This window comes from Amycolatopsis sp. NPDC051372, assembly GCF_040682095.1.
GTDB lineage: Bacteria > Actinomycetota > Actinomycetes > Mycobacteriales > Pseudonocardiaceae > Amycolatopsis.
This window is the reverse complement of record NZ_JBFBAF010000013.1, coordinates 1-25,801: the sequence shown is the minus strand read 5'-3', so window position 1 is coordinate 25,801 and position 25,801 is coordinate 1. Positions and strand designations below refer to the sequence as shown.

24 protein-coding genes and 1 pseudogene are annotated in these 25,801 nt (G+C 69.1%); 7 read left to right on the top strand and 18 right to left on the bottom strand.

Translation table 11 applies throughout. The annotated features are described in order from the left end of the window. Nucleotides 1-54: 54 nt before the first annotated feature. Genes denD through AB0M56_RS20530 form a run of 8 tightly spaced genes read right to left on the bottom strand, consistent with a single transcriptional unit; the run spans nt 55 to nt 8,544 of the window. Entirely contained in the window at nt 55-1,032 is a 978-nt protein-coding gene (gene denD / locus AB0M56_RS20565; protein ID WP_364178409.1) for a D-erythronate dehydrogenase, read from the bottom strand. Continuing rightward, entirely contained in the window at nt 1,029-2,405 is a 1,377-nt protein-coding gene (locus AB0M56_RS20560; protein ID WP_364178406.1) for a four-carbon acid sugar kinase family protein, read from the bottom strand. Before AB0M56_RS20560 ends, denD begins: the two co-directional genes overlap by 4 nt. Continuing rightward, nucleotides 2,402-3,577, bottom strand: a complete 1,176-nt coding sequence (locus tag AB0M56_RS20555; RefSeq protein WP_364178403.1) for a DUF993 family protein — start codon at nt 3,575-3,577, stop codon at nt 2,402-2,404. The genes AB0M56_RS20560 and AB0M56_RS20555 overlap by 4 nt, the downstream gene beginning before the upstream one ends. A 24-nt stretch (nt 3,578-3,601) precedes the next feature. Further along, nucleotides 3,602-4,858: a CoA transferase gene (locus AB0M56_RS20550; protein WP_364178400.1), complete on the bottom strand. Its 1,257-nt coding sequence runs from the start codon at nt 4,856-4,858 to the stop codon at nt 3,602-3,604. Next, on the bottom strand, nt 4,855-6,474 hold the full coding sequence (locus AB0M56_RS20545; RefSeq protein ID WP_364178397.1) for a malonate decarboxylase subunit alpha: 1,620 nt from the start codon (nt 6,472-6,474) through the stop codon (nt 4,855-4,857). The genes AB0M56_RS20550 and AB0M56_RS20545 overlap by 4 nt, the downstream gene beginning before the upstream one ends. Next, complete coding sequence (locus AB0M56_RS20540; RefSeq protein ID WP_364178394.1) at nt 6,471-7,226, bottom strand: SDR family NAD(P)-dependent oxidoreductase; 756 nt, start codon at nt 7,224-7,226, stop codon at nt 6,471-6,473. The genes AB0M56_RS20545 and AB0M56_RS20540 overlap by 4 nt, the downstream gene beginning before the upstream one ends. Next, the gene (locus AB0M56_RS20535; RefSeq protein WP_364178391.1) at nt 7,226-7,732 is read right to left on the bottom strand and encodes a MaoC/PaaZ C-terminal domain-containing protein; all 507 of its coding nucleotides are present in this window, start codon (nt 7,730-7,732) and stop codon (nt 7,226-7,228) included. Before AB0M56_RS20535 ends, AB0M56_RS20540 begins: the two co-directional genes overlap by 1 nt. After that, a complete protein-coding gene (locus AB0M56_RS20530; protein WP_364178388.1) occupies nt 7,729-8,544 on the bottom strand; it encodes a sugar phosphate isomerase/epimerase family protein in 816 nt (271 codons plus the stop codon). The genes AB0M56_RS20535 and AB0M56_RS20530 overlap by 4 nt, the downstream gene beginning before the upstream one ends. 190 nt (nt 8,545-8,734) lie before the next feature. Here AB0M56_RS20530 and AB0M56_RS20525 point away from each other — a divergent pair, with 190 nt between their 5' ends. Beyond that, a complete protein-coding gene (locus AB0M56_RS20525) occupies nt 8,735-8,911 on the top strand; it encodes a hypothetical protein (RefSeq protein ID WP_364178385.1) in 177 nt (58 codons plus the stop codon). Between the two features lie 340 nt (nt 8,912-9,251). Continuing rightward, a complete protein-coding gene (locus AB0M56_RS20520; protein ID WP_364178382.1) occupies nt 9,252-9,512 on the top strand; it encodes a hypothetical protein in 261 nt (86 codons plus the stop codon). 66 nt (nt 9,513-9,578) lie between these two features. Here the strand turns inward: AB0M56_RS20520 and AB0M56_RS20515 are convergent, their stop codons facing one another. The 3 genes from AB0M56_RS20515 to AB0M56_RS20505 are packed head-to-tail and all read right to left on the bottom strand — an operon-like array spanning nt 9,579 to nt 12,304. After that, complete coding sequence (locus AB0M56_RS20515; RefSeq protein WP_364178379.1) at nt 9,579-10,424, bottom strand: ABC transporter ATP-binding protein; 846 nt, start codon at nt 10,422-10,424, stop codon at nt 9,579-9,581. Between the two features lie 52 nt (nt 10,425-10,476). Beyond that, nucleotides 10,477-11,520 carry an ABC transporter substrate-binding protein gene (locus AB0M56_RS20510; protein ID WP_364178376.1) on the bottom strand — a complete coding sequence of 348 codons (1,044 nt, stop codon included), beginning with the start codon at nt 11,518-11,520 and terminating at the stop codon, nt 10,477-10,479. A gap of 49 nt (nt 11,521-11,569) precedes the next feature. Continuing rightward, nucleotides 11,570-12,304 carry an ABC transporter permease gene (locus tag AB0M56_RS20505; RefSeq protein WP_364178373.1) on the bottom strand — a complete coding sequence of 245 codons (735 nt, stop codon included), beginning with the start codon at nt 12,302-12,304 and terminating at the stop codon, nt 11,570-11,572. Between the two features lie 646 nt (nt 12,305-12,950). On the opposite strand from AB0M56_RS20505, the gene AB0M56_RS20500 reads away from it, so the two are divergent. Continuing rightward, complete coding sequence (locus tag AB0M56_RS20500) at nt 12,951-13,760, top strand: IclR family transcriptional regulator (protein ID WP_364178370.1); 810 nt, start codon at nt 12,951-12,953, stop codon at nt 13,758-13,760. 19 nt (nt 13,761-13,779) lie between these two features. Here the strand turns inward: AB0M56_RS20500 and AB0M56_RS20495 are convergent, their stop codons facing one another. From AB0M56_RS20495 to AB0M56_RS20465, 7 genes and pseudogenes are all read right to left on the bottom strand, one after another. Continuing rightward, nucleotides 13,780-14,703 carry a dihydrodipicolinate synthase family protein gene (locus AB0M56_RS20495; protein ID WP_364178367.1) on the bottom strand — a complete coding sequence of 308 codons (924 nt, stop codon included), beginning with the start codon at nt 14,701-14,703 and terminating at the stop codon, nt 13,780-13,782. Then, nucleotides 14,700-15,716, bottom strand: a complete 1,017-nt coding sequence (locus AB0M56_RS20490) for an alcohol dehydrogenase catalytic domain-containing protein (protein WP_364178364.1) — start codon at nt 15,714-15,716, stop codon at nt 14,700-14,702. Before AB0M56_RS20490 ends, AB0M56_RS20495 begins: the two co-directional genes overlap by 4 nt. Before the next feature lies 1 nt (nt 15,717). Further along, entirely contained in the window at nt 15,718-16,281 is a 564-nt protein-coding gene (locus AB0M56_RS20485) for a CoA transferase (RefSeq protein WP_364178361.1), read from the bottom strand. Between the two features lie 67 nt (nt 16,282-16,348). Then, nucleotides 16,349-16,834 (bottom strand): annotated as a pseudogene (locus AB0M56_RS20480) (CoA transferase); the annotation flags it as partial. Between the two features lie 65 nt (nt 16,835-16,899). Continuing rightward, on the bottom strand, nt 16,900-18,414 hold the full coding sequence (locus AB0M56_RS20475) for an FGGY family carbohydrate kinase (protein WP_364178358.1): 1,515 nt from the start codon (nt 18,412-18,414) through the stop codon (nt 16,900-16,902). A gap of 9 nt (nt 18,415-18,423) precedes the next feature. Then, on the bottom strand, nt 18,424-20,130 hold the full coding sequence (locus tag AB0M56_RS20470) for a thiamine pyrophosphate-binding protein (protein WP_364178355.1): 1,707 nt from the start codon (nt 20,128-20,130) through the stop codon (nt 18,424-18,426). 14 nt (nt 20,131-20,144) lie between these two features. Then, nucleotides 20,145-20,858, bottom strand: a complete 714-nt coding sequence (locus tag AB0M56_RS20465; RefSeq protein ID WP_364178352.1) for a GntR family transcriptional regulator — start codon at nt 20,856-20,858, stop codon at nt 20,145-20,147. A gap of 213 nt (nt 20,859-21,071) precedes the next feature. Here AB0M56_RS20465 and AB0M56_RS20460 point away from each other — a divergent pair, with 213 nt between their 5' ends. Genes AB0M56_RS20460 through AB0M56_RS20445 form a run of 4 tightly spaced genes read left to right on the top strand, consistent with a single transcriptional unit; the run spans nt 21,072 to nt 25,544 of the window. Then, nucleotides 21,072-22,034, top strand: coding sequence for a MaoC/PaaZ C-terminal domain-containing protein (locus tag AB0M56_RS20460; protein WP_364178349.1), 963 nt, complete (start codon nt 21,072-21,074; stop codon nt 22,032-22,034). 11 nt (nt 22,035-22,045) lie between these two features. Then, nucleotides 22,046-23,062 (top strand): zinc-binding dehydrogenase, encoded by a 1,017-nt coding sequence (locus tag AB0M56_RS20455; RefSeq protein ID WP_364178346.1) that lies wholly within the window; start codon nt 22,046-22,048, stop codon nt 23,060-23,062. Then, nucleotides 23,059-24,153: a mandelate racemase/muconate lactonizing enzyme family protein gene (locus tag AB0M56_RS20450; protein WP_364178343.1), complete on the top strand. Its 1,095-nt coding sequence runs from the start codon at nt 23,059-23,061 to the stop codon at nt 24,151-24,153. The genes AB0M56_RS20455 and AB0M56_RS20450 overlap by 4 nt, the downstream gene beginning before the upstream one ends. 47 nt (nt 24,154-24,200) lie before the next feature. Next, nucleotides 24,201-25,544, top strand: coding sequence for an MFS transporter (locus tag AB0M56_RS20445; protein ID WP_364178340.1), 1,344 nt, complete (start codon nt 24,201-24,203; stop codon nt 25,542-25,544). The last annotated feature ends 257 nt before the right edge of the window (nt 25,545-25,801 follow it).

Here is a 25,801-nt window from a genome sequence, read left to right as displayed (position 1 = left end):
AGGGACAGTGACTTCTTCGTCGGCTTCTTGGCCGTTATCATGGACTTGGTTTCCTTATCCGAGGTCGTCACGGTAGGCGCGGACGATGTCGTCGAAGGTGTGTTCGGGCCGCAGCCCGAGTTTCTCGGCGCGAAGCGTGTGGAAGCGGGCGGGCCAGCTGCCTACGATGGCGCCCACGGCGGGGTCGTCGGTCCAGTCGATGAGGTCGCTGGTGCCCGCGCCGGCGACGCGGTCGAGCGCGGCCGCCATCTCCTGCGGTGTCGTGGTCAGCGCGGGCAGGTTCATCGCCGTGCGGCTGCCCCACTCGGCCTCGTCCACTTCCCCCGCGCGCAGGAGCCCGTCCAAGGTCTTGCGGGGTGAGGACAGCGCGATCGGCGTGCCGGGCGGCACCGGGCAGGCGGCGCGCTGTCCGGCCAGCGGTTCGCGGATGATGCCAGACAGGAAGCTCGACGCGGCGGCGTTGGGCTTGCCCGGCCGCACCGACACGGTCATCAGCCGCACGGACCGTCCCCGGACGAACCCCTTGCGGCTGTAGTCGGCCACGAGCTGCTCACCGATGAACTTCTGAATGCCGTAGCTGGACTGTGGCCGCGGCAACGTGGTGTCGTCGACGTCCCCGACCGGGCCGAGCGCCGGGTCGCTGCCGAACACCGCCAGCGAGCTCGAGAACACCAGCACGGGCGCGGCGGCGAGGCCCCGTGCGTACTCCAGCAGGGCGCGTGTGCCGTCGAGGTTGGTGCGCATGCCGAGGTCGAAGTCGGCCTCGGCCGCGCCACTGACGACACCGGCCAGGTGGAAGATGGCGTCCACCGGCCCGAGCCCGGCGAGCACGGTGGTGAGGTCGCCGGTGACCACGCGCACTCGCGGGTCTCCGGCGAGGTCGGCGGGCGGGGCGAACAGGTCGACGAGGACCAGCTCGCCGAGTTCCTCCGCCGGCGCGCCGCCGAGACTGATCGAGGCCGCGAGGAGGCGGCGAGCGAGGACGGCGCCGAGGAACCCGGCGCCGCCGGTGATGACGATGCGGGTGCTCATGCGTTCTCCAGCCGGTCGATGACGTCCGCGAGTGAGGTTTCGCCGCCGACGTTGCCCGCGAACACCACATAGGGCAGTCCCTCGGCGGGCCCGGAAGCCGGTTCCCACAGGGACACGATGCCGGGCAGCAGGGAGCCGCGGATCCAGGCGCGTCCGATGCCGAGTGATTCCGTCGCCACGTCGGAGGACGTGATGCCGCCCTTGCCGACCACGTAGGACGGTCGGCGTGCGACGACGATCTCCCCCGCCACCCGGGTCAGCGCGGCACTCACGCGCCGGGCGATGTCCAAGCTCCCGGCCTCGTCGTCGCCCGTAACGAGCGTGCGCGAGGTCTGCAGCACGACGAGGGATTCCGTGAGGGCCGCCGTGGCGGTGGTGACGGCGTCGCGCAGGTGCTGTCCGGCGCGAGCGTCGTCCAGGACGGTCGGGACGTCGAGTTCGACGGTCGTGAACTTCCGCCGCCCGGACAGGTGGTCGAGTTGCCGGCTCGTGAGCCCGACGTGCGAACCCACCACCACCAGCCCGTGGGTGTCGCCCTGGACCAGCTCTGCCAGCGTGGCGTCGTCGATCGGCGGCGATGCGTCCTGCCCCACCCGGGCCCGCACGAACGACGGGCCCACCCGGTAGAGGAACGTCTTCCCGGCCGCCTCCGCCGAGAGGATCGCAAGCACGCTTGCCCGCAGGTCGTCGTCCTCGTCGGCGTCGAGCACTACCACCGGGCCGTCGAGCCGGGCCCGCACCGCATCAGTGGTACCGGTGCGAATGGCGTCCAGCCTCAGTTCGGTGACCGACGAGCTCGGGATCCGCCCGCCGCTCTTCTCCTCCACCCACTCGGCCAGCCGCGACGAGCGGTAGCCGAAGGTCGCGTCGCGGGCGAACTCGCTCTCGGCCGCCGGCAGCAACCCCTCGGCCGTGCGCAGCCAGTGCGTACCATCGATCGTCAGGCGCCCGGCGTCCACATAGGCCGGTGCGAGCAGCACCGCGTCGACCTCCGCGCCGTGCGCGGCCACGACCTCGCCCAACACGTCGGTCTCCAGCGGGAAATGCCCGCGCAGCGTCGAATCACTGCGGCTGGCGAACGCGAGCCGCACGCCCTCCAGCTCCGCCGCGGCCAGGCACGCCTCGGCCACCTCACGGCTGCGGGCGGCCGCGTCGGCCGGCGCCAGGCTGCGGGTGTTGGTCAGCACGAAGAACCCCGCCCGGCCCTGCCGCAACGCCCAACGGATGTCCTCGACCGACCACCGCGTGAGCACCGGCAGGTCACGCACGGTCTGCGTTCCCGTCGGATCGTCGTCGAGCACCGCGACCTGCCGCGCGCCTACGAGCGCGCGCCGGACCTCAGCGGCCGCGACCCGGCGCACCGGCGGCGTCATTCGATCCCCTCGGTGGCCAGCAGCAGGCGCATGCGGTGCGCGGCCAGCTCGGGGTCGGGGAAGAGGCCGAGCTCGTCGGTGAGCACGAACAGGTCCGTGAGGTGCTGCAGCGACCGCATGCCCTCACGGCCGCTGACCATGCGGTAGTGGTCCTGATGCCCCGAGAGCCACGCGACGAACACAGTGCCGACCTTGTAGCGGTCGGCCGGCGCCTCGAACATCTTCACCGCGAGCGGGATCGAGCGGTTCATCGTCTCGGCGAAGCCCGCTTCGTCACCGGCGTCGAGCGCCGCGAACCCGGCCGACGCGATGGGCGCGATCGGGTCGAGCACGCCGAGCAGGCCGTGGCTGTGGTGCTCGCCGTCGCCCAGCAGCAGGTCGGTGTAGCCGTAGTCGTCGCCGGTGAACACCTTCACCCCGGCGGGCAGGCGACGGCGAAACTCCTGTTCCAGCTCGTGGTCGAGCAGGCTGAACTTGATGCCTTCGAGCTTGTCGACGTTGTCGCATGCCAGCTGCACGACCACGTCCATCGCGGCGAGCGGGTCGGTGTGGCCCCAGTAACCGGCGAGGCTCGGATCGAACCCGGTGCCGAGCCAGTGCACGATGGCCGGCTTGTCGGCCTTGACGAGCACCTCCCGGTACACCGTGAGGTAATCGTCCGGCGTCTTGGCGGCGGCCACGAGCGCGTGGCTCGCGCGCAGCACCGCGGCGCTGCCCTGGGCCTGCACGAACTCGAGCTGTTCGAGGTAGGCCTCGGCGATCTCGGTCAGCGCCGGCCGGGCCGAGGTGAGCTGGTCGGTGCCCGCGCCGGCGACCACCGCGGCGCCGGCCTCGAGTGCCGCGCCGACACCGAGGCGGATGAGCTCCTGCGCCTGGCGCCAGCTGAGGCCGCCGGGCCCCCGCTCCGAGGTGTCCATGGCCTCGGCGATGCCCACGCCGTAGGAGAACAGGTGCTGCCGGAACGCGATGGTCGCTTCCCAGTCGACCGGCGGTTCATGGCCCGGCTGGTACTCGGCGCGCGTGTCGGCGACCACGTGGGCGGCGGCCAGCACGGTGCGCGAGGTGAAGGGCGCCGGGTGGCGCGGGTAGTCGACGGGCTCGTGCATCACGTGCGGCGTGGTGCCGCCGTCGGCCGTGGGGAGGACGAGCGCGATCGAGTTCAGGGTCGTCACTGCGGGGGATCTCCTTGCTGGGGGTCAGGACCAGGCGGCGGCGCCGCCGGCGCGTTCGCGATCGGCCTCGGAGCCGATGACACCGGCGGCTTTGAGGTCGGCGATCTGGTCGGGGGTGAGTCCGGTGGCGGCGAGGACTTCGTCGTTGTGCTGGCCGATCTTCGGCGGCACGTGCCGCAGGCGCGCCGGGGTTTCCGAGAGCGCGACGGGCATGCCGACCCACTTGACCGGGCCGACACCTGTCACTTCGGACTCGATGACGAGCCCGTTGTGGCGCACCTGCGGATCGTCGAACACCGCGTCGTACTCGTGCACGGGCGCCACGAGGACGTCCTCAGCCTCGAACCGGGCCATGATCTCGGCGCGCGGGAACTTCCGGATCGCGTCGGCGAGCAGCCGGTGCGTCTCCTCGGTGTGCTCGCGCAGCCCCTCGATCGTCTGGAACCGAGGGTCGGCCACGTACTCCGGCGCGAGCCCGCACGCCCGCGCCGACCGCTGCCACTGCTCGTCGACGTAGAACTCGCCGATGAGCGTGAACCACAGGCCGTCGGCGGCTTCGTAGTAGCCGTAGAGCGCGGTGTTGTGGGCGTGCGCAATGCCGGCGGACGGCCGGTCGAAGCGCTGCCCGGTGTTGAGGTAGGTGGTGCCTTCTTGCAGGTGGCTGGTGATCGCCGCGTTGAGCAGGTTCGAGTCCACGACCTGGCCGCGGCCGGTCTTCTCGCGGGCGGCGAGCGCGATCATCATGCCCTGTGCGAACTGCATGGACGCCAGGTAGTCGATCATGAAGGTGCCGACCGGCACCGGTCCGGTCTCCTGACTGCCGGTGAGCGCCATCAGGCCGCTGATCGACTGGGCAGCCAGGTCCTGTCCACGCCGGTGCACGTACGGCCCGGACAGTCCGTAACCCGAGGCGTAGGCGACGATGATCCGCGGGTTGATCTTCGACAGGTCGTCCCAGCCGAACCCGAGGCGGTCCATCACGCCGGGCCGGAAGTTGCTCGCGACGATGTCGGTGTCTTTCGCCAGCCGATAAATGAGTTCCTTGCCTTGGGGTGATTTCACGTCGACACTGATGCTCTTCTTGTTACGGTTGGTCGCCGACCAGTGCGGGCTGAACCCGTTTTCCAGGAACGGCGGCTGGAAGCGGCCGATCTCGCCGGCGTCGATCCGCTCGACCTTGATCACCTCGGCCCCGAAGTCAGCAAGGACCTGGGTGGCCGAAGGGCCTTGCTCGAGTTGGGTGAAGTCGAGGATGCGGATGCTTTCGAACGCGTCAGTCATGCGTGCCTTTCTGTGTTCGGGCCACGGCGCGGGCGCGGCTTCAGGCCGGCCGGCTCGGGCCGGAACAGGCGCGGATCAATCAGGCGGGGCTCCGACCGCATGACCGGGACGAAACCCATCTGGTCGAGCACGTCTCGCTGCAGGTCGACACCGGGAGCGATCTCGATGAGCTCCACGCCGTCGGCGGTCAACCGGAACACCGCGCGTTCAGTCACGTACAGCACCTCCTGGCCCGATCTGCGGGCGCGGTCGGCGCTGAAGCAGATGTGAGAAACCTCGTCGACGAACTTCGGGTACCGGCCGTCCTTCGTGATGACGAGCTGCCCGTCGGTGATGCCGGCCTCGAGCCCGCCGCCACGCAGGGTTCCGCAGAACACGATCGTGCGGGCCTTTTGGCTGATGTCGATGAACCCGCCCGGCCCGATCGGTTTCCCACCGGCCGCGGCGACGTTGACGTTGCCGTGCCGGTCGATCTCGGCGTAGGCGAGCCCGGCGAAGTCGAGGGCACCGCCGTCGTAGAGGTCGAACTGGCTCGGCATGTCCACGATAGCCGACGGGTTGATCGCGGTGCCGGAGTCGAGCCCGACTCCGGGCAGGCCGCCGAAGACACCCTGTTCGACGGTCAGGGTGAAGCGGTCGAGGAACCCTTCCTCCAGCGCCACGTAGCTGATGCCGTTGGCCATGCCGACGCCGAGGTTGGCGAGGTCGCCTTCGTGCAGTTCGATCGCCGCGCGCCGCGCGACGACCTTCCGCTGGTCGAAGGGCAGCGGCTCGACCTCCGTCGGGCGATTCGGCAGCGTGCCGGTGCGTCGTGGGTCGGCGACGGTGATCGGCGTCTGGTTCGGGTAGTCGGTGAGCACCACGTGGTCGACCAGAGGCCCGGGGATACGCACCCGGTTGGCCGGGATCTCGCCCCGGTCGACCAGCCGCTTCACCTCGACGAGGACCAGGCCGCCGCTGTTGTGCGTGGCCTGGGCGATCGCGAGGTTGTCGCCGAACGCGGCTTCGTCGTCCATGCCGATGTTGCCGTCGACGTCGGCCACGGTGGCGCGCAGCAGCGCGACATCGAGGGGGAACCGCGGGTAGAACAACCAGTCCTCACCACCGAGCGTGACCAGCTCGCTCAGCCCGGTGGTCGTGCGGGTGTTCATCCGGCCCCACTGCTGCCGAGGGTCAACAAAGGTGCCGAGCCCGATGTCGGTGAACAGCCCGGGGCGTCCCGCCGCTATTTCCCGGTACAGCAACGAGATCGTGCCGGCGGGCAGGCCGATGGCCTCGACCTCGCCGCGCGCGATCACGCCTTGTTCCCGGGGCGAGAGCACGAAGTGCGAGCCGATGAACCGGTGCGCGAGTCCGGGGATCGCGATGTGGTCGACGCCCCGGCCCTCGTGGTCGCCGAGGCCCATTACGTGTACGACGGTGAGGCCTGTGGGCGAACCACCGCCCTCCCATCGCTGTTCGAGCGCCGCGAGCAGGGTTTCGGGCACCTGCAACAGGGATCCGGTGCCGCCGACCGCCACGGTCGCCCCGTCGGGGACGAGCGCGACGGCCTCCTCCGGCGAGAGGTGCAGGTTCGTGCGGTCGCGGCCCGAGGGCGCCGCGTCGAGCGGGATCACGCCATCACGTCCCCACCGCACACGTTCATGCACTCGCCCGTGATGTAGGACGCGTCGTCGGACGCGAGGAACGCCACCGCGGCGGCCACCTCGTCGGGCCGACCAATTCGGCCCAGCGGGTTCGTCGAGAGCCGTCGTTCCAGCGCGTCCGCTGCGTTCTGTCCCGTGATGCGCCCGACCTGTTCGCTGCCGAAGTCCGACAGTGGCGTGTCGATCCGCCCCGGCGCCACCGCGTTGACCCGGATCCCACGCGGCGCGAGCTCGGCCGCAAACGACTTCGTCAGGCTCAGCACCGCGGCCTTGGATGCCGCGTAGTTGGCCGACAGTGCGTTGGGCAGCAGCGCCTGGATCGACGCGACGGTGACGACCGCGCCGCCTCGGCCGAGGCGGCGGGAAGCCAGCTGCAACGTCAGCAGTGCGCCCCGCGCGTTGACGTCGAGCACGCGGTCCCAGTCGGCGACGGTGAGCTCGCTCGCGGGCGCGAAGGTCTGGATGCCCGCATTCGCGACCACGATGTCCAGCCGCTCGTCCCCCTCGGCGAACGACGCGGGATCACCGACGTCCAAGGCCAAGGCTTCGGCGGCGAACCCCTTGTCCCGCAAGGCCGCCACCACGGCTTGAGCCTGAGCGAGGTCGAGGTCCGCCACCACCACGGTGGCATCCTCGGCCGCGAGCCGCTCCACGATCGCCCGGCCGATGCCGCGGCCGCCGCCGGTGACCAGTGCGCGCTTGCCGGTGAACCGTCCCACCATCAGTCGCCGGCCTTCCCGCTCGCGGCGACCCCGCCGAGCGGTACCTTCGACAGCAGCTCGACCTTCTGGCCCTGCTGGCACACGCGCCCGTCCTGGTCCACCACCTCGACGTCGAAGGTCACGATCGCCTGGTCCGGCTTGGACTTCGAGTCGCGCATCCCGGCAACCGAGTAGTTCACGAAGATGGTGTCGCCGATGAAGATCGGCGCGACGAACCGCCAGTCCTTGATGCCCAGGAACGCGATCGCGGTGTGCCGCAGCATTTCCGTGCGCGGCCACATCAGCCCGTGCGCGTAGGCCAGCCCGAGCATGCCGTGCGCGATCCGCCGCCCGAACTGGCTGGCCTTCGCGTACACGTCGCTCGTGTGCACCTCGGAGTAATCCCCGGTGAGCCCGGCGAAACCGATGACGTCGGCGTCCGTGATCGTCCGGCCCGGACTGCGGAACGAGAGCCCGACCGACAGGTCCTCGTACAACAGTCCTTGACGGGGGATCTCCTTGCTCATGCGTGACTTCCTTCCTCTGCCCCGACGGCGGTGTCGTCGAGAGCGGTCTTGAGCGAACGGGCGGCCTCGAGCGGCGACAGCGACCGGAACCGGTCGCCGAGCACCTCGATCTCGAGCGCGCCCGCGTACCCGGCTTCCCGGGTGAGTCGCACGAATTCGCGCAGCGGGACGACCCCCTCCCCCGGGAGGCCTCGCGACGGCAGCCGGCTGGGCTCGGGCACGACCCAGTCGGCGAGCTGCACGGCGGCGATCCGGCGCCCGGCCCGGTCGAGCCCGGCGGCGAGCCGGGGATCCCACCACAGGTGGTAGCTGTCCACGGCGACGCCGAGGAACGGCGAATCGAACCTCTCGACGACGTCAACGGCCTGCGCGAGCGTGACCAGCCACGACCGGTCGGCCGCCAGCACCGGGTGGAACGGCTCCAGCGCCACCACCACGCCGGCCCGCTCGGCGGCCGGCAAGGCGAGCTCCAACGCGGCGTCGAGGTCCGCTTCGGCCGCCCTCGAGTCGGCGGGGCGCGGCGGCCCGGCGATGACGACGAGCACACCGGCGCCCAGTTCGGCGGCTTCTTCGAGCACGCGCACGGTTTCGTTGTGTCCGGCCCGGCCGAGGAAACCGCCGCGGCACAACGTGTCGACGCGGACGCCCGCCCGAGCGGCCGCCTTCGCCATTGCACGGGTACCGCGATACCCCGGCGCCTGCCGCCACACCGCCACTGCGTCGAATCCGGCTTCGGCCGCGACCACCACGAACTCACCGGTTTCCAGGTGCAGGAAGCTCCCCTGGCTCAGCACGGTTTGGGCGGCAGGCACTCCGACTCCTTCGTCTCACGCGGCATCGCACGCCCACTATAAATGGAACGTTCTTCAATAGTGGAACACCGTTCTGAAAGTTTGTCAATTAGCGGGTGACCACACTGAGCGCCGCCGCGGCGGCGCTCAGCTACGCTTGCCGGACGTCGGTGCGGCGGAGAGCAGGGAGCAGGGAGCATTGTCGCGCGGTATGGGTGTTCTGCAGTGCTTGATCGGCCACCCGAAGGGCGTGCCGCTGGCTCGGATTGCCGAGAAGCTGGACCTCCGAAGAGCGCGGCGCACCGGATCCTTGTCGCGCTCGTCGAAGAAGGGTTCGTGCGGCAGCACGAGACCTCGGGCAACTACGTGTTCACGTTGCGGATCGTGAGCCTGGGCCTGCGGCACCTGGCGAGCAGCACCATCTTTGAGCTGGCCGTTCCCGTTCTCGCCCGGCTCGCGACCGAATCCGGTCAGCTCGTGCGGCTCGGCCTCGTGGACGGCCAGCAACTGCTGTGGGTCGCCAAGTCGCAGGGCGCCCCGGCGGGCTTGCGCTACGACCGGACCACGGCTCGGAGATTCCTTCGCCTCGTCGGCCAGCGGCGTCGCTTGGCTATCTCGCCTCAGCGACGACGAAGCCCTCCGCCTCGTCGCCCGCCAGGACTACGACGAGCGCTACCCCGCCGGCCGCAACGCACCCACCAGCCTGGCCGAGGCCCAGACCCGCATCCATGAAGCCCGCGAACGCGGCTGGGCACACGTCCACGACAGTCGAAGAAGGCATCTCCGCGATGGCGACACCCTTGGTCGACCCCGACAGCGGTGCGCCGCTCGGTGTCGTGAGCATCGCCGGACCGAGTCTCCAGCTGCCCGACGAGCGCATGGAGGAACTCGCGCCTCGCCTGCTCGAGACGGCCGCGGAACCGTCCGGTCTGGCCGGCAGCTTGCCGCGGGAGAGCCGCACCCGCACCGAACTCGGCGTGCCCGGCTGACCCACGCGATCGTCCCGGCGCTCGCGCTGGTGGCGACGAGCGCCGGGACAATGCCGGTACCGGCCGTCAGTGCTCACGGCCGGTGGTGGGCACCTCGATTCCGTGCAGGACACCCATCCGCTGGAACTGCTTGTAGATCCGGTCCACGTAGCCGAAAAACTCGGGCGACTCGCCAAGCACGATCGGCCGGGGCCGGGGCAGCTCGACCACGACTTCGTCGACGATCTCCCCCGGGCTCGGGCTCATCACGAAGATCCGGTCGGACAAGCCCACCGCCTCCTCCACCGAGTGCGTGATGAACACTACGGTCGGGCGGCGTTCCAGCCAGAGGGCTTCCAAGTCGGTGCGTACCTGGAGCCGGGTGAGGGCGTCGAGCGCGCCGAACGGCTCATCCATTAGGATCACGGACGGGTCGTGCACCAGCGTCCGGATGAGCGACACACGTTGGCGCATGCCGCCCGAGAGCTGCCGCGGGTACCGCGACTTCGCGTGGGTCAGGCGCAGCTGCTCGAACAGCTCGTCCGAGCGGGCCTTCAGCTTGGCCTTGTCCAGCCCGCGGATCTCGGCCTGCAGCAGCACGTTCTTCTCCGCCGTTCGGAAGTCGAGTAGCAGGTGCTCCTGGAATGCGACGCCGACGTCGGTGATCGGGCCGTCGACGACTTCGCCGCCGACGGTGATGGTGCCGGCCGAGCGCTCTAGCAAGCCGGCGACCATGAGCATCAGCGTGCTCTTGCCGCAGCCGGACGGGCCGACGACCGAGACGAATTCGCCGGGCGCGATGTCCATCGACACACTCCGCACCGCCTCGAACGGCTCGTCGGTGTCTTCGCCGAAGACTTTGCTGACCCCGTCGACGACGATCGGTGTGCTCGCCGCCCGGGTTTCGGGGCCGGTGGACTGCGCGGCGGTCATGGTCGACGCCTTTCGGGAACGAATTCTGCATGCGGTGTCATCGGACCGGTCCTCACTTGATGGGGCACGGCTGCAGCTCGGCCGGCAGGTAGTCGTAGGTGTAGTACTTCGTCGGGTCGATCCCCTTGGGCAGCAATCCGACCTGGGAGAGCAGGTCCTGCGTCTTGGCCCACTGCTCGGGCTCGGCCTTGCCGAGAGACTTGGCACCACCGGCGCAGAGCAGGTTGCTGTCGATGATGGCCTTCAGTTCGGCGCCCGAGGCCTTGTCCGCCTTGGCACCCCATAGCTTGGTCACGTCCTCGGTCGCCTTGTCCGGGTTCATGGCGGCGAAGTGCCAGCCCTGCAACGACGCCTTGACGAACGCCTTTACCTCGGTGGCGTGCGACGAGGCCCAGTCCTTGTCGGCGAAGATCGACGTGCTGACCGTGGGCACGCCGTTGGTCGCGAACGGGGCGACGAACAGCTGTCCGGCGTTCTGCTGCTCGAGCTGGACCTGGTAGGCGTCGGTCGAACCGAGGATCGCGTCGACGCGGTGCTGCAGCAGCGACTGGACCAAGGAGGTGGGTGCCAGGTTCACCAGGTCGACATCCTTGGAGGAAAGTCCGTTGGCCGCCAGGAACAGCGGCAGCATCGTCGCCTGCGACGACGGGACCGGGGTCCCCACCTTCTTGCCCCTCAGATCGTTCACCGTCCGGATGCCGCTGCCTGGGAGGGCAAGGACCGCGTTCGGGTTCGACTGGTACACCGTGGCCAGCACGGATAGCGGCGCCTGCTTGGCGATCAGCTGCGCGGTGGCGGTGGAGTCGGCGTAGCCGATCGAGGCCTGCCCGGAGGCGACCATCTGCGCGGTCAGCGACGAGCCGGTGCCGGGCACGATCGTCACGTCGAGGCCGGCTGCCTTGTAGTACCCCTCCTCGACGGCTGCGGCGAACCCGGCGTTCGAGCCTCCCGGCGGGAAGTTCAGCTGAAAGCTCAGCTTGGTCGGGCCCGAGCCGGCGGACGAAGCCCCGGAGCCGTCGGACGAGCAGGCGACGGAGAGCGTCGCGACACCGACGGCGAGACCGACGGCGAGGGCCTTTCTGAAGGCGCCGTGCATGGGAAGACCTTTCGTTTCGGGGAGGGTTCGAGGGGACTCGTGCGCCGGGTCAGGTGAGCCTGGCGCGTTGCCACGGGGTCAGCAGGAACTCGATCAACTCGACGAGGTAGTTCAGGACCACGCCGAGCAACGTCAGCAGCACCAGGACCGCGAACACGGTGGTGGAATCGAGGGTGTTGGTGGCCTGCAGCAGGACGTACCCGAGTCCGCTGTTGGACCCCACGAACTCGGCGACGATCGCCGCGGTGGCCGCCATCGTGGCCGACGTCTTGAGCCCGGAGAAGATCACCGGCAGTGCGGCCGGGAATCGCAGGTACCGGAACGTCTGCCAGCCACTGGCCCCCATGGACCGCGTCAGGTACAGCAGTCGGGTGTCCAGAATGGAGAACCCGCTGATGCTGGCGACAAGCAGGGGGAAGAAGGTCATCAGGACGGTGAGCAGGAGCTTCGAGCTGAAGCCGAGACCGAGCCACACCACAAAAAGCGGTGCGACGGCGACCTTCGGCACGAGTTGCACGAGCATCACCGGCGGGTAGATGATCTGCTTGGCCGCGAGCGACCGCGCCACCAGCAGCCCCAGCGGGATCGCGATCACGATCGAGATGCCGAAACCGAGGAGTATTTCGGCGATCGTTGTCTGCGCGTTCTCCCACAGGACGGGCCAGCCGGTCACGATCTGCTCGAACACCGCCCACGGGCTCGGCAGCAGGTAGTTCGGAATGTCCAGCACGGCGACGATCAACGCCCAGAGTCCAATGATGCCGATGAAGGTGGCGATCGGCACGACGCTCCAGATCCGTCGCCGAACCCTCTTACGACGTGCAGCCTGGGTGCGCTCGCCGTTGCCCCCGACCAACCGCCGGGCGTCACCCTTCGGCGGGGTTGCGTCCTTTGCTGCCGACAACGACGAAGGCATCCAAACTCCTTTGTTTGACTGGGAAAGAAAAGATCTGCGACGCGATGCCGACTCGACGACAGCGAGTACCCCTGCCGGAAGTGAACCGAAAGCTGATCAGAGATTCGGAGCTTGCCGTCGTACGCGATGACCCCGGCCGCTGTACACCAAACTGCGCCGACGGCCCCATCGATTCCGGACGATGGCTTCGCTGCCAATGATCATGATCCAGCTCCGACGAGTATCAGGTGAGGTAGTGGCGCGCGACTTCGTCGACGGACTTCGCGGCCACGGCGAGCACGAACTGTCCGGCGCCCGGCAGACGGAAGCTGTCCTGGTTCAGCACGGTATCGGCGGGAGTCATCGTCGGCTCCTTGTCTCTCGCTACGTCGCAAGTGCACCACAAACTGAAACGGTCTTCAAGAGTGGAACACCGTTCTGGTAGGATGTCAAACGACCGATGGATGGGCCGAGCGTGAGATGGCGGCGCTCGGTCACGGCAGCCGGACCTCGGTGCGGCGGAGAGCGGGGAACCATGGCAGCAGGGGCGTTGTCACGCGGTCTGGCTGTTCTGCAATGCCTCGTCGGCTCGCCGGAAGGCCTGCCGCTCACCCGCGTCGCCGAGGCCGTGGACTTGCCCAAGAGCGCGGCGCACCGCATCCTCGGCACCCTGGTCGAGGAAGGTTTCGCGCGACAGCACGAGCCGTCGGGCGACTACGCGCTCACCCTGCGGATCGTCAGCCTGGGCCTGAAGCACCTGGCCAGTAGCACGATTTTCGAACTGGCTGTCCCTGTGCTGGCCCGGCTCGCAAACGAGTCCGGGCAGTTGGTCCGGCTCGGCCTCGTTGACGGGGAACAGCTGCTGTGGGTGGCGAAATCGCAGGGTGCCCGGAACGGGCTTCGGTACGACCCGGACCACGGGTCGGAAATCCCCTTCGCCTCGACGGCCAGCGGAGTCGCATGGCTGTCCGGCCTCAGCGACGACGACGCGCTGCGCCTGGCCGCCCGGCAGGAGTACGACGAACGCTATCCGGCCGGCCACAACGCGCCCACGAGTCTGGCCGAGGTCCAGTCCCGGATCCAGGAAGCACGGGAAAAGGGCTGGGCGCGGGTCCACGACAGTGTTGAGGAAGGCATCTCCGCGATGGCCACCCCCCTGGTCGATCCCGGCACCCGAGCGCCAATGGGAGTCGTGAGCATCGCCGGCCCGAGTCTGCAGCTGACCGACGAACGCATGGAGAAACTGGCGCCCCGACTGCTGGAAACGGCCGCGGAGCTGTCCGGTCTGGCCGGCAGCTTGTCGCAGGAGCTGCGTTCCCGCAACGGGTTCGGCGTGGCGGGTTGACCCGCCATGCCGAACCCGGTCAGCGCACCGACGATTCGGCCAGGACGACCTGAATCCTGGCGATCTCGTGGTCGTTCAGGGGCAGCTGCGGAGTCGCCGCCGCCGCCGAGCGGATGACACCGAGCACACTCAAGGCCGCTTTCATCGCCCCGATTCGGGCGGAAGTAACGCCGATCCGAGCGGCAGCCACATCGACAATGCGCTGCAGCCCCGCGAGCCGCGCCTGCTCCTCAGCCGCTGCGATGTGGTCACCGGCCGTTGCGGCTCGGAAGAGCCGCACGTAGCCTGCGGGGTCCACATTCGACAGCCCGGCGATGATTCCGTCCACACCGTGTCGCACGGCGTCGTCCGCGGTCAGCTCGGAACCGGTGAACAGCACGGGCCGGGACTCGTGGAGGGCGCGGAACCCAGTGGCCAGCGCTCGCAGGCGTCCGTCGTCGCCGCTCGAGTCCTTGAGGCCGGCGATCAACCCGTCGGCGGCCAGCGTCAGCACCAGGTCGGATTGGAGTGAGGTGTGGACGGCCGCGGGTAGTTCGTAGGCGAGGACGGGGAGTTCCGCTTGCCTGGCCACCGTGCGGAAATGCCGCTCGACTTCCGCGGGGTGCGGCGTGACGTAGAACGGCGCGGTGACCACCACCGCGGCACAGCCCACCTCGGACGCGACGCGGATGTGCTCGAGGACCCGCAACGTCGAGGTGTCGATCGCGCCGGCGAACACCGGCACCTGCCCCGCCACCCGTTTAGCGACCGTCTCGAGCACGGTGCGCCGCTGTCTGTCGGGCAGGAAGGTCGCCTCGCCAGCGGAACCGAGGGCGAACACCCCATGTACGCCCGACAAGAGGTGGTGGTCCACCAGCCGCTCCAGCGACGCGACGTCCACTTCGTGTCCCGAGGCCAGTGGCGTGCACAAGGGCGGGATCACCCCGCCCCAACGGTTCGTCACGGCGTGATCACCGCTTTGATGGCTTCGCGGGACCGGACGGCCGTGAACGCGCGGTCCCACTCGGCCAGAGGGAAGACCGTGATCAGCGGTTTGGCGTCGACCGCGCCGGAGGCCAGCAGGGTCAGCGCACGGTCCCAGCTGGTGTAGCTGGAGCTCATGCTGAAACTGAGGTCGACGGCCTGGAACATCGCGACGTCCCACGGAATTTCGACGCCGCCAGGACCGTGCAGGCCCAGAGCGCAGACGCGGCCCCGCCGCCGTGCGAGGCGAAGGGCCAGCGAGACGGCGGAGCCGGTGGTATCGATGACGACGTCGGCTCCGAGTCCCCGGCCCAGCGCGGACGCGCGGTCGAGGACGTCGCCACCCTCGCTGTCCCACGTCTCGAAGCCCAGCTCCTGTGCCACGGCCAGCCTGGCGGCGCTGCTCGCCCGCCCGGCGACGACGACGCTGTTCGCGCCCGCCGCCCTGGCCACCATCGCCGACAGCAGCCCGATCGCGCCGGGCCCGAGCACGACCACATCTTCCCCCGGCTCTACGCCGGCTCGTTCCACCGCAGTCACGGAGATCGCGGTGGGTTCGCACAGCGCGGCCGCGACGTCGTCGAGCGAGTCCGGCACGCGGTGCAGCAGCCAGGCGGGAACCGCGGCGTGGTCGGCGAGCGCACCGTCGAACACGATGCCCGGTGCGCCCTTCGCCTTGCAATGCTGGGCCAATCCGCGCCGGCACAGCCCGCAGGTGCGGCACGCACGGAAGTGCGGCTCGCACACCACGCGGTCACCGGGCTGCCAGGCTCCCGCCCCCGGGCCGGTTTCGGCGATCCGGCCCACGAACTCGTGCCCGAGCGTCACCGGGGTCTGCGCCGGGTGGACGCCGTCGACCAGGTGCAGATCGGTGCCGCAAATGCCGGTGGCGAGGATGTCGAGCAGCACTTCGCCGTGCCCTGGAACCCGACGATCGGCTTCGATGAGTTCGACGTGACCTTCGCCGGGCTGCAGCTTGCGCAGCGCCCGCACCTCAGATCACCCCCGTGGCGCGCAGCTCGTCGATCGCCTCGCCGGACTTGCCCAGGACCCCGGCGAGTACGTCGTCGTTGTGCTGGCCCACGGTCGGCGGCGGCATCTGCACGGAGCCCGGAGTGCGCGACAGCTTGACCACGACACCGGGGACCACGACGCGCCCGGCCTCGCTGTGGTCGACCTCGACGAGCATCTCGCGGGAGCGCAGCTGCTCGTTCTGCGTCACCTCGTCGATGTCGGCGACCTTACTGTACGGAATACCCGCGGCGTCGAGTGCCTCGCACGCGCCCTCGACGCCGCGCGTGCCGAGCCACCCCGTGACGATCTTCTCGACGGCGTCGATGTTGGCCATGCGAGCGGCAGTGGACCTGAACCGCTCGTCCTCGATCAGATCGGGGTTGTCCATGGCACGGGCGAGGCGGGCGAACAGCGAGTCCGTGCCTGCGTGCAGATAGAGGTAACCGTCGGAGGCCTCGAAGATGCCTGCCGGGCCCGAGTACGGGTCGCGGTTGCCGGTGCGGGGCTGGCGGTGACCAAGCATCAGGTACGAGATGGCCTGCACCCCCGACGACGGAGAACAGCGAGTCGAGCAGTGCCAGGTCGACCGCCTGCCCCTCCCCAGTACGTTCCCTCTCGAACAGGGCGACCATCGTGCCGAACGCGGCGTAGGCCCCGGTGAGGTAGTCGGCGAGGAATACGCCGGCGAGCATCGGCTCGTCGCCTTCGCGCCCGTTGCGGTACGCCAGGCCGGACGCCGCCTGCGCGGCCGCGTCGAACATCGCGCGGTGCCGCTGCGGACCGGTCTGGCCGAGCGCCGAGATCGAGGTCAGGACGATCCGAGGGTTGATGGCCTTCAGCTGTTCATAGCCCAAGCCCATCGCGTCCATCGTGCCGGGCCGGTAGTTCTCGACGACGACGTCGGCCCACACGACCAGCTCGCGCAAGATTTCCAACCCGCGCGGATCACGGGTGTTGACGGTGATCGCGCGCTTGTTGCGGTTGAACGCCATCGTGTACGCGCTGTGTCCCTGCACGTACGGCGCAGTCTGGCGAGAGTCCTCCCCACCCGGCCGTTCGACCTTGATCACTTCGGCGCCCATGTCGGCCAGTTGCATCGCGCACGAGGGGCCGGCGATGAAGCGGGACAGGTCCAGGACGCGGATCCCTTTGAGTGCTGTGGTCATGGCTCCTCGGTCTCGTCTCCCGCCGAGCCGGGGGCGTCCCAGGCGCGGGCGGCTTCGGTGAGTGTGTCGGTCAGCCGCTCGTACCGGGCGTACAACCGGTCATAGCGGTGGGCGTCTTGCGGATCGGGTGTGGTGGTCGCCGCGGTGCGGACCAGCGAGGCGGCGGCAGTCGGAATGTCGGGCTGCACACCGGCGCAGACCAGCGCGAGGACGGCCGCGCCAAGAGTGGTGGCGTCGCCGAACTCGGTGGTGCGGACGGGCAACTTGCAGACCGCGGCGCGGATCTCGTTCCACAGTGGGCTGCGCGCACCTCCGCCGACCACCACCACATCGTCGACGGGCAACTGCAGGCGGCGGAACACCTCGACTCCGGCTCGCAGGGTGTACGCGCAGCCCTCCAGTACGGCACGCGCGATGTGGCCCGAGCGGTGGTCCATGCGCAGGCCGAACAGGGAACCGCGCACCGAGGCCTCCCAACGCGGAAACCGTTCGCCTGCCATGGCTGGCACGCACGCCAAGCCCTCGGCGCCGGGCGGGACGGCAGCGGCTGCCTCGTCCCAGCGGGCCAGGCCATCCGGATCAGCACCGAACCCGAGCAGGTCCGCGAACCGCGCGAGGGTGCCGCCCGTCGTTCCCGTCGGGCCGCCGATCGCCCACAAACCGGGAACCAAGTGCGCGTTGATCACCGCGGCCTGCTTCGGGTCGAACACCGGCCGGTTCGCCGCGTGGAAGACCACGTCGGCGGTTCCCGAGAGGTCGACCGTCGCTCCCGCGGTGACAAGGCCGGCACCGACGGTTCCGACGCTGCCGTCGGGCCCGCCCACGGCCACCGGTGTCCCGGCCGGGATGCCCGACGCAGCCGCAGCCGCAGCCGCCACGGTTCCGGCGGTGGCGCTCGCGGGCAGCACCTCGGGCATCAGGTCCGGCGACACGCGCAGCTCGTCGAGCATTCGCGCCGACCAAGTGCGGGAGGTGACGTCGAAGAACATCGAGTACGACGCGTGCACCTCGTCCGTCGTGTCGCGCCCGGTGAGTGCCCGCACCAGGTAGTCCTTGATCGACAGGACGCGCGCGACCCGGGCGGCGTCGCCGCTGTTCTCCCGCAGCCACAGTAGTTTCGCGGCCGGCAGTTCGGGGTCGACAACCCGTCCGGTCACCGCGAACACGGCATCCCGGCCGAACCACTCGCGCAATTGCTGCGCCTGCTCGCGCGCCCGTTTGTCAGGCCAGCACAAGGCCGGCCCCAGGGGGCGGCCGGACCGGTCGGCGAACACAGTGCCCAGCTCCGCGGCCACGCACATCGCCGCGACGCCGTCGAGGTGCCCGGTCACCTGCCGGACCGCGGCGAACATCGACGCAACCAGGACATCGGGATCGATCTCCGCGCGACCCGGCCCGGGGTGTGTCATCTCGTGCCGGTGCCCACCGCGGGCAAGCACGGTCCCGTCGACGGTCATCACGTGCGCGCGTGCTTCGGAGGTCCCGACATCGACGGCGAGAACCCGCATCATCACTCCTGCTCAGAAGGGTTTGAGCCACACGTTCGGCATAGGGTCGATCTTGACGTCAACGACAGCTGGACCTTCTCGAGCGAGGGCCGTGCGCAAGGCCGCCTCCGTGTCGGCGGCGCCTCGAGCCGTCTGACCGTGGGCGCCGAAGCCACGCGCTACGGTCGCGAAGTCGACGTTGCCGAAATCGACCCCGATGTAGCGGGGTCCGTCCAGCAGCGCTAGCTGCTCCTGGCGGATGTTGTTGTAGGCCGAGTCGTTGAGCACCACGACGGTGATCGCGAGGCGTTCGCGGACCGCCGTTTCCAGCTCCGACACCGTCATGCCCAGAGACCCGTCGCCGATCAGCACCACGACAGGGCGGTCGGGCCGGGCGCGTTTGGCCGCTATCGCCGCCGGCAGCGCAAAGCCCATCTGGCCGAAGTTGACCGGCTTCATGTACGACCGCGGTTCGTACACCGGCAACAGGTGGCTCCAGATGCCCGGGTTACCCGCGTCGACCGAGAACACCGTGTCACGAGGGGAAACCGCGGCGACGATCTTCATCAGCGCCGCCGGGTGGAGCAGGCCCTCGGCGTTCTCCATGGGCACGGCAGCCAAATCGGCGTGCCACTCCTCGCGGGCCTGGTCGAGGGAAACTCGCCAATCCGCCGTACGGCCTGCGTCCGCGTCCGCCAGCTGTTCGACCAAGCCTGTGGTCACTGCGAGCGCGTCGCCGACGACGCTGACGTCCGGCCGGTAATGACGACCGATCGCGTCGGGATCCACATCGCTGTGGATCACCTCGGATGGCAGAGCTGCGGTCCACCGGTGGGTGGAGGAACTGCTCAGCCGCATGCCAATGGCGAGTAGCACATCGGCCTGGTCGAGCACGGCATGGCTGACCCGCGTGCCGTGGCGGGTGCGAGGCCCGAAGACCAGCGGGTGATCCGCGGGGACCGCGCCGATTCCGCTGAACGTGGTGATGATTGGGGCGCCGAGCTGCTCGGCGAGCCGCAGCACGGCTTGCTGCGCACCGGCGTGCGTGATGCCGTTGCCCACCCACAGTACGGGTCGGCGTGCGGCGCGCAGCCGTTCCACCGCGTCAGCGAGGGCGGCGGGATCGGGTGGCAGCGGACCGTGAACCAGCGGTGGCCGCACGTCGGCGAGGTCGAGGTCGACCGTCGCTTCCAGGATGTCGCGCGGCAGATCGACGTGCACCGAGCCCGCGGGCGATTCGGCGGCCTTCCCGAGCGCGGTCCGCAGTGTCCGCAGCAAGGCCCGTTCGTGGGCGACTTGCCCGCTCCACTTCACCAGCGGCCGGAGGATCGCCATGTGGTCGGCGGCCTGCGCGTCTTCTTCACCGAGGTACTCGCGGCGGTTGTTGCACGTCAGGAACACCATTCCGATGCGGTCGCGCAGGGCGCCCCCGAGGGCACTTGCCGCGTGCGTGGCGCCGGGGCCGGTGGTGACCAGGCAAACGCCGGGAGTGCCGGTCATCCGGTAGTGCGCTTCCGCGGCGTGGGCCGCGGCCATCTCGTGCCGGGTCGCGACGAAGGTCAGCTCGGGGTCGTCGTAGATCGCGTCGAGGATCGCCAGCGTCTGCCCACCCGGCACGCCGTAGACCGTGCGCACCCCAGCGGCTTTGAGCGCCTCGACCACAAAGGTTCCGCCAGTCCGTGGCCGAGCGGCACCACCCGGCGCTTCGTCGGGTGCGGTGTGCAGGGCTGTTTCGGTCACCGTGTTCTCCTTCGTCATCGGTGGAGCGTGATGGTGAAGCTCTGTTCCTCGCTGTTGTAGACGGCTTCGCTCAGCTCGATCGGCGTTCCGTCATCGAGGAAAGTGGTGCGTTCGACGCACATGAGCGCTGCAGACCTTGGCAGCTGCAGGATCTGCCGCTCGTCCCGGCGAGGCTGGCGGGCCGTCATCGTCTGAACGCCCCATGCCAGCCGATAGTGGTGGTGGTTTTCGAGGTAGTCGTATATCGACCCAGAGGCGGCGTCGGTTTCGGCCAGCTCCGGGCACAGCCGGTGCGGGATCCAAACGGTCTGCAGGGCGATCGGGTGCTCGTCGAGGTGGCGCAGGCGTTCCACTCGCGTGACGAGCTCGCCGACGGGGATGTCGAGTTTGAGCGCGACGTGCTCGTCGGCCGGGACCACCTTGACCCCACGCACTTCGGAGCGGGGGCGCAGCCCCTTGTCCTGCGCGTCCTCGGAGAAGCTCGTGAGCTTCGTCAGATCCCGTTGCACCGTACGGGGAGACACAAACGTGCCGACCCCCCGACGGCGGTAAAGGAGTCCCTCGTTCACCAAGTGCTGCACGGCCTGGCGCACCGTCATGCGCGAGACCTTGAACTCCTCCGCCAGTTCCGGCTCCGACGGCAGTCGATGCTGCGCCGGCCACTCACCGTCGCGGAGGCGCCCTTCGATCGTCTCGCGAATTCGCGAATGCAGCGGCACTTCGGTCATCAGGCACTTCTCTCCTGCTACGAGCTGTCCGGATGTGAACCCACTATGCCTCAATGACATCTGGCTGTCTAGACATCTACTTGACATCTTCTCGTCGCCGGTTCAGGGTGAGAGCCGGGCCGCCACGGAGCGCCCGGTACACGGTACCTGTGGCCCGACGTTCCATTTTGGAACGTTTTGCCGGCCGTCCATTCGGAACGAAGGAGTTCGCGCATGACCCAGCTGGCCGATTCCGTTGTCCAGAAAAAGGAAGCGCTCTACGAACTGGCCGAGATCGGTGAAACTTTCGGCCCGATCGAGCTCGTCGTGGACGATTTCAAGATCAAGCGGTTTGCCTTCACCCAGGACGACTACCGTCCCTGGCACTTCGGCGAATCCCCGTTCGGCGGCCGCATCGGCCACGCCGCCATCCTGGCCAACGACCTGCTGCAGTTGTACCACCTGAACTACGCCGAGTACGGCGCGAGCCAGACTGCAGGCCTGCACACCGGCGAGGAGCTGCGGTTCCACGCCCCGGTGCGCGACGGCGAGCGCGTGACGCTCCAGGGCCGCTATGTCGACAAGTACCTGCGACGCGGCAAGGGGTACGTGGTGATGGAAGCCGAAGCGCGAGGCGAGGATGGGCGCTTGCTCGTCTCCCACCGCGGTGTCGAGATCATGCGCGTCGCGGCCGGATCGGTGGTGGGCAAGCAAAGTTCCGAAGCATCGGGGCCGCAGGTAACGGGCGATTCAGATTCAAGCCTTGCGCCGGTCGCCAATGCGGCGACGGGAATCCGGCGCGGCACTCCGCTCGAGCCGCTGCGCAAGCGCGCCGAGCCCGAGCACATGGCCGTGTATTCAATGATTAGCCCGTTCTCGAAGAACATCCACACGGACCTGGAGGCAGCGAGCGCGACGGGACTCCACCTTCCGATCATGCAAGGCCAGCAGCAAGTCAGCTACGTCTCCGAGCTGCTCACCGGGTTCTTCGGCGCGAGCTGGTTCACCTCAGGCTGGCTCAACGTCAAGCTGATCAACCCCGTGTTCGCCTTCGACGATCTGGTCGTCCGCGGTGTCGTGACCGGCGAGACCGCCGTCGAGGCCGGCACGCAGGTCGACCTCGAGGTGTGGGTCGAGAACGTCGACGGCGCCAAGACCGCCGTCGGCTGGGCGCACGGTCTCGTCGCGAAGCGTTGAAGGAGCCAGACGTGAAGTCGATCCTCCTCGAAGGCCCCAAAGACCTGAGGGTCGTGGACCGCGCCGAACCGTCCCCCGGCGCGGCCACGGCTCTCGTCCGACCGGTGCTCAACGGGCTGTGCGGCTCCGACCTGGCGGCGTTTCGCGGCAAGGCACCCCAGATCGTGTTCCCCCGCGTGCTCGGGCACGAAATGCTCGTCGAAGTCGAGCACTCCCCCACTCGGCCCGAGCTGGAAGGCGCTCGCGCGGTTGTCGAGCCGATCGTGCCGTGCGGGGGGTGCCGGTCGTGTCGGATCGGCAGGCCCAATTGCTGCGCCCGGTTGCGGGTCCTGGGCGTGCAGGTCGACGGCGGCCTGACCGAACGGCTGGTGCTGGACCCGCGCCGGCTTCACCCAGTCCCCCAAGGCCTCGCCGACGAGTCGGCGGTGTTCAGCGAACCCGCCGCCGTGGCATATCACGCCGTGCAGCGGTCGGGTGTCGAGGCCGGCCAGGTGGCCGTGGTCTTCGGTGCGGGCACGATCGGACTGCTCATCACGCAGATCCTGGTCCGAGCACGCGGCTGCCGGGCGATCGTCGTCGACCTCGATCCCTGGCGGCTCGAGCTGGCGGCAGGCTACGGCGCCACCACGGTGAACGGCAAGGATCCCGAACTGGCCGCGATCGTGGACGAAGCGACCGCGGGCGAGTTCGCCGACGTCGTGTTCGAAGCCACCGGTGCGCCGGCGGCCACCCGTCTCGTCACCGAACTCGCCGCATTCGGGGGCACCGTTGTCACGGTCGGCTGGAATCCCGGCCCGACGACGGTCGACACCGTCACTTTGATGCGCAAAGAGCTGAACTTCCTCGGCTCCCGGGCGACCACCGGCGTGTTCCCCAACGTGCTGCGCCTGCTCACCGACGGGCTGATCGACACCTCCGCGCTGGTCAGCCGCGTCGTTGACTTCGACCACGCGGGCGACGCCCTGCAGCACCTCGACGCTCCGCGCAACAACGCACTGAAGGTCCTCGTCCGCGGAGCACAGCCATGACCGTGAAGGGGATCAACGCGCACCTGCACCGGTTCCCGCTGCGACCGCCGTGGGACGACTCGCGCAACCACGTGACGCATCTCGAACTGATCGTCTGCCGGCTGGTGGCCGACGACGGCGAGGAAGGCACCGGCGTCTCCTACACAGGTGGGCACGGCGGTTCCGCCGCGCTGGCCTTCCTCCGCGATGTCCTCGCGCCGCTGGTGACCACCCTGGACGAAACCCGGATCGAGCACGTCTGGCAGCAAATGTGGCACCGCGCGCACGACCCGGGCGCCCGCGGGCTCGCTGGCATCGCGATGAGCGCGATCGACATCGCGCTCTGGGACCTCGCAGGCAAGCGCGCCGGTGCCCCCCTATACCGGCTGCTGGGCGGTGCCCGAGACGCGATCGAAGCGTACGGCAGCGGGATCAACCTCGGACTGTCCACACAGGAGCTCCTCGACCAGGTGCGCGAATGGCTGGACCAGGGCTATCCCGCGGTCAAGGTCAAAGTCGGCAAACCCAGTCTGACCGAGGACCTCGATCGCCTCACCGCGATCCGCGGACTGCTGGGCCCGGACAAGCCGTTGATGATCGACGCGAACCAGGCTTGGACCGCCGGCGAAGCCGTGCACCGCCTGCAGACGTTGGCCGAGGTGTCGCCGTTCTGGATCGAGGAGCCCGTGCGTTCCGACGACCCGTACGGGCACGCGCACGTCCGGCGTTCGACTGGCATCCCCGTCGCCACCGGGGAAAACCTGCACAGCAAGTACGAATTCGCCGACTACGTCGCGAAAGGAGCGATCGACGTCGTCCAGGCCGACGCCATCCGGCTCGGCGGGATCACCGAATGGATCAAGGTGGCTCACCTCGCGGAGGCCGCGAACACCGTGGTCGCGCCGCACTTCCTCCTTGAGCTGTCGGGCTCGCTGGCGTGCGCCGTGCCAAACGCCCTCTACGTGGAGGACGTCCGCGGCGGCAGCCTCACCGAGCTCGGCGCACTGGCCGAGCCCCATCCGGTCATCGACGGCGCGTGGCAGCCCAGCGACCGGCCCGGCCACGGCCTTATGCTCGACGAAAAGGCGCTCGACCGCACCCGCGTCGCCTGAGCGCACATTCCTTTCATTTCCCGGCAATGACGCCGCAGGAGATACCCATGAACCAGCCCATCACCACCGAACCTCCGATGCGCAAGATCGCCGCGGCGAGCCTCGTCGGGACGATGATCGAGTGGTACGACTACTTCATCTACGGAACAGCTGCGGCCCTGGTCTTCGGCAAGGTCTTCTTCCCCGCGTTGTCAGGGGTCGCTGCCACACTGGCATCGTTCGCGACCCTCGCCGTCGGCTTCTTCGTCCGCCCTATCGGAGCGGTCATCTTCGGCCATTTCGGCGACCGCATCAGCCGCAAGAGAATGCTCGTGCTGAGCCTGATCCTCATGGGCACCGGCACGTTCCTCATCGGGCTGCTGCCCACCCCTGCGGCCATCGGAGCCTGGGCGCCCGTCCTGCTGGTCTTGCTCCGGATCCTCCAGGGCATCGGCGTCTCGGGCGAATGGGGAGGCGCCGTCCTGCTGGCCGTCGAGCACGCCCCCGCGCACCGCCGCGCATTCTATGGCAGCTTCCCCCAAATCGGCAACGCGGCCGGCCTGCTCCTGGCCACCGGCGGCTTCAGCCTCATCAGCCTGCTCCCCACCACATCCTTCATGTCCTGGGGCTGGCGAATCCCGTTCTTCTTCAGCGCGGTGCTGCTCGCGGTTGCCCTCTACATCCGGCTCCAGGTCGTGGAGACTCCGGCGTTCCGGAAACTCGCGCAAAGCGGGCGGCAGGCCAAGGTTCCGGTCGTCGAAATGCTGCGTGACCACTGGCGGAGCGTCCTGAAGGGCCTGGGCCTGCGCCTGTCGTGTGACGTCCAGGGCTACGTGATCATCACCTTCGCCGTGTCCTACGTAGCCCACGACCTCGGTCTCTCCGGCACGGTCGGAACTGTCGCCGTGGCCGTCGCCGCCGCGGTCGCCATCTTCACCGCACCCCTGTTCGGCAAACTCGCAGACCGCGTCGGCCGGCTGCCTGTGTTCCTCGGCAGCGCGGTGCTGGGGATCGTGCTGGCCTTCCCGTTCTTCTGGCTGCTCGACTCGCGCTCCGCCGACCTGATCATCATCGCCTTCGTGGTCATGTACGCGGTCTCGAACATTGCCAACTACAGCGTGCAGAGCACGTTCCTGTCCGAGCTGTTCCCCACTCGCATCCGCTACACCGGCACCTCCTTCACCTACCACGCGACGTCCGTCGTCGGCGGCGGGATCGCGCCGATCATCGCCACGGCGCTCGTGTCGGCTTCCGGTGGCAACCCGTGGCCGGTGGCCGTCTACCTGATCGTGGTCGCCCTGATCACTATCGGCGTCCTCGCCCTGACAAAGGAGACCCGCTTCGTCAACCTCGAAGGAGACCAGACGACCGGGCATTCACCCGCAAATCCCGCTGCCACTCGCAACGTGTGAGCTCGTTGGTGGTTGACCGTGCGCCGGACCTCGGCCGCACGGTCAACCACCCCGCCGCCCGACGAACCTACGAGAGGTGGCCCGGCTCCACGGCCGCTTGGACTCAGCGAAGGCACGCCGACCCAACGTGCTGACGTGCAGGAAGCGCAGGCGACGTCCGCTTGATGCGCCCCGGGTCTGGTGCAGGTCTCGTTGTCTGTCACCGAGCCCGGGCAGGCTCGAAGGGTTGATCGTAGCGTGACGCTTGGTGGCCGGCT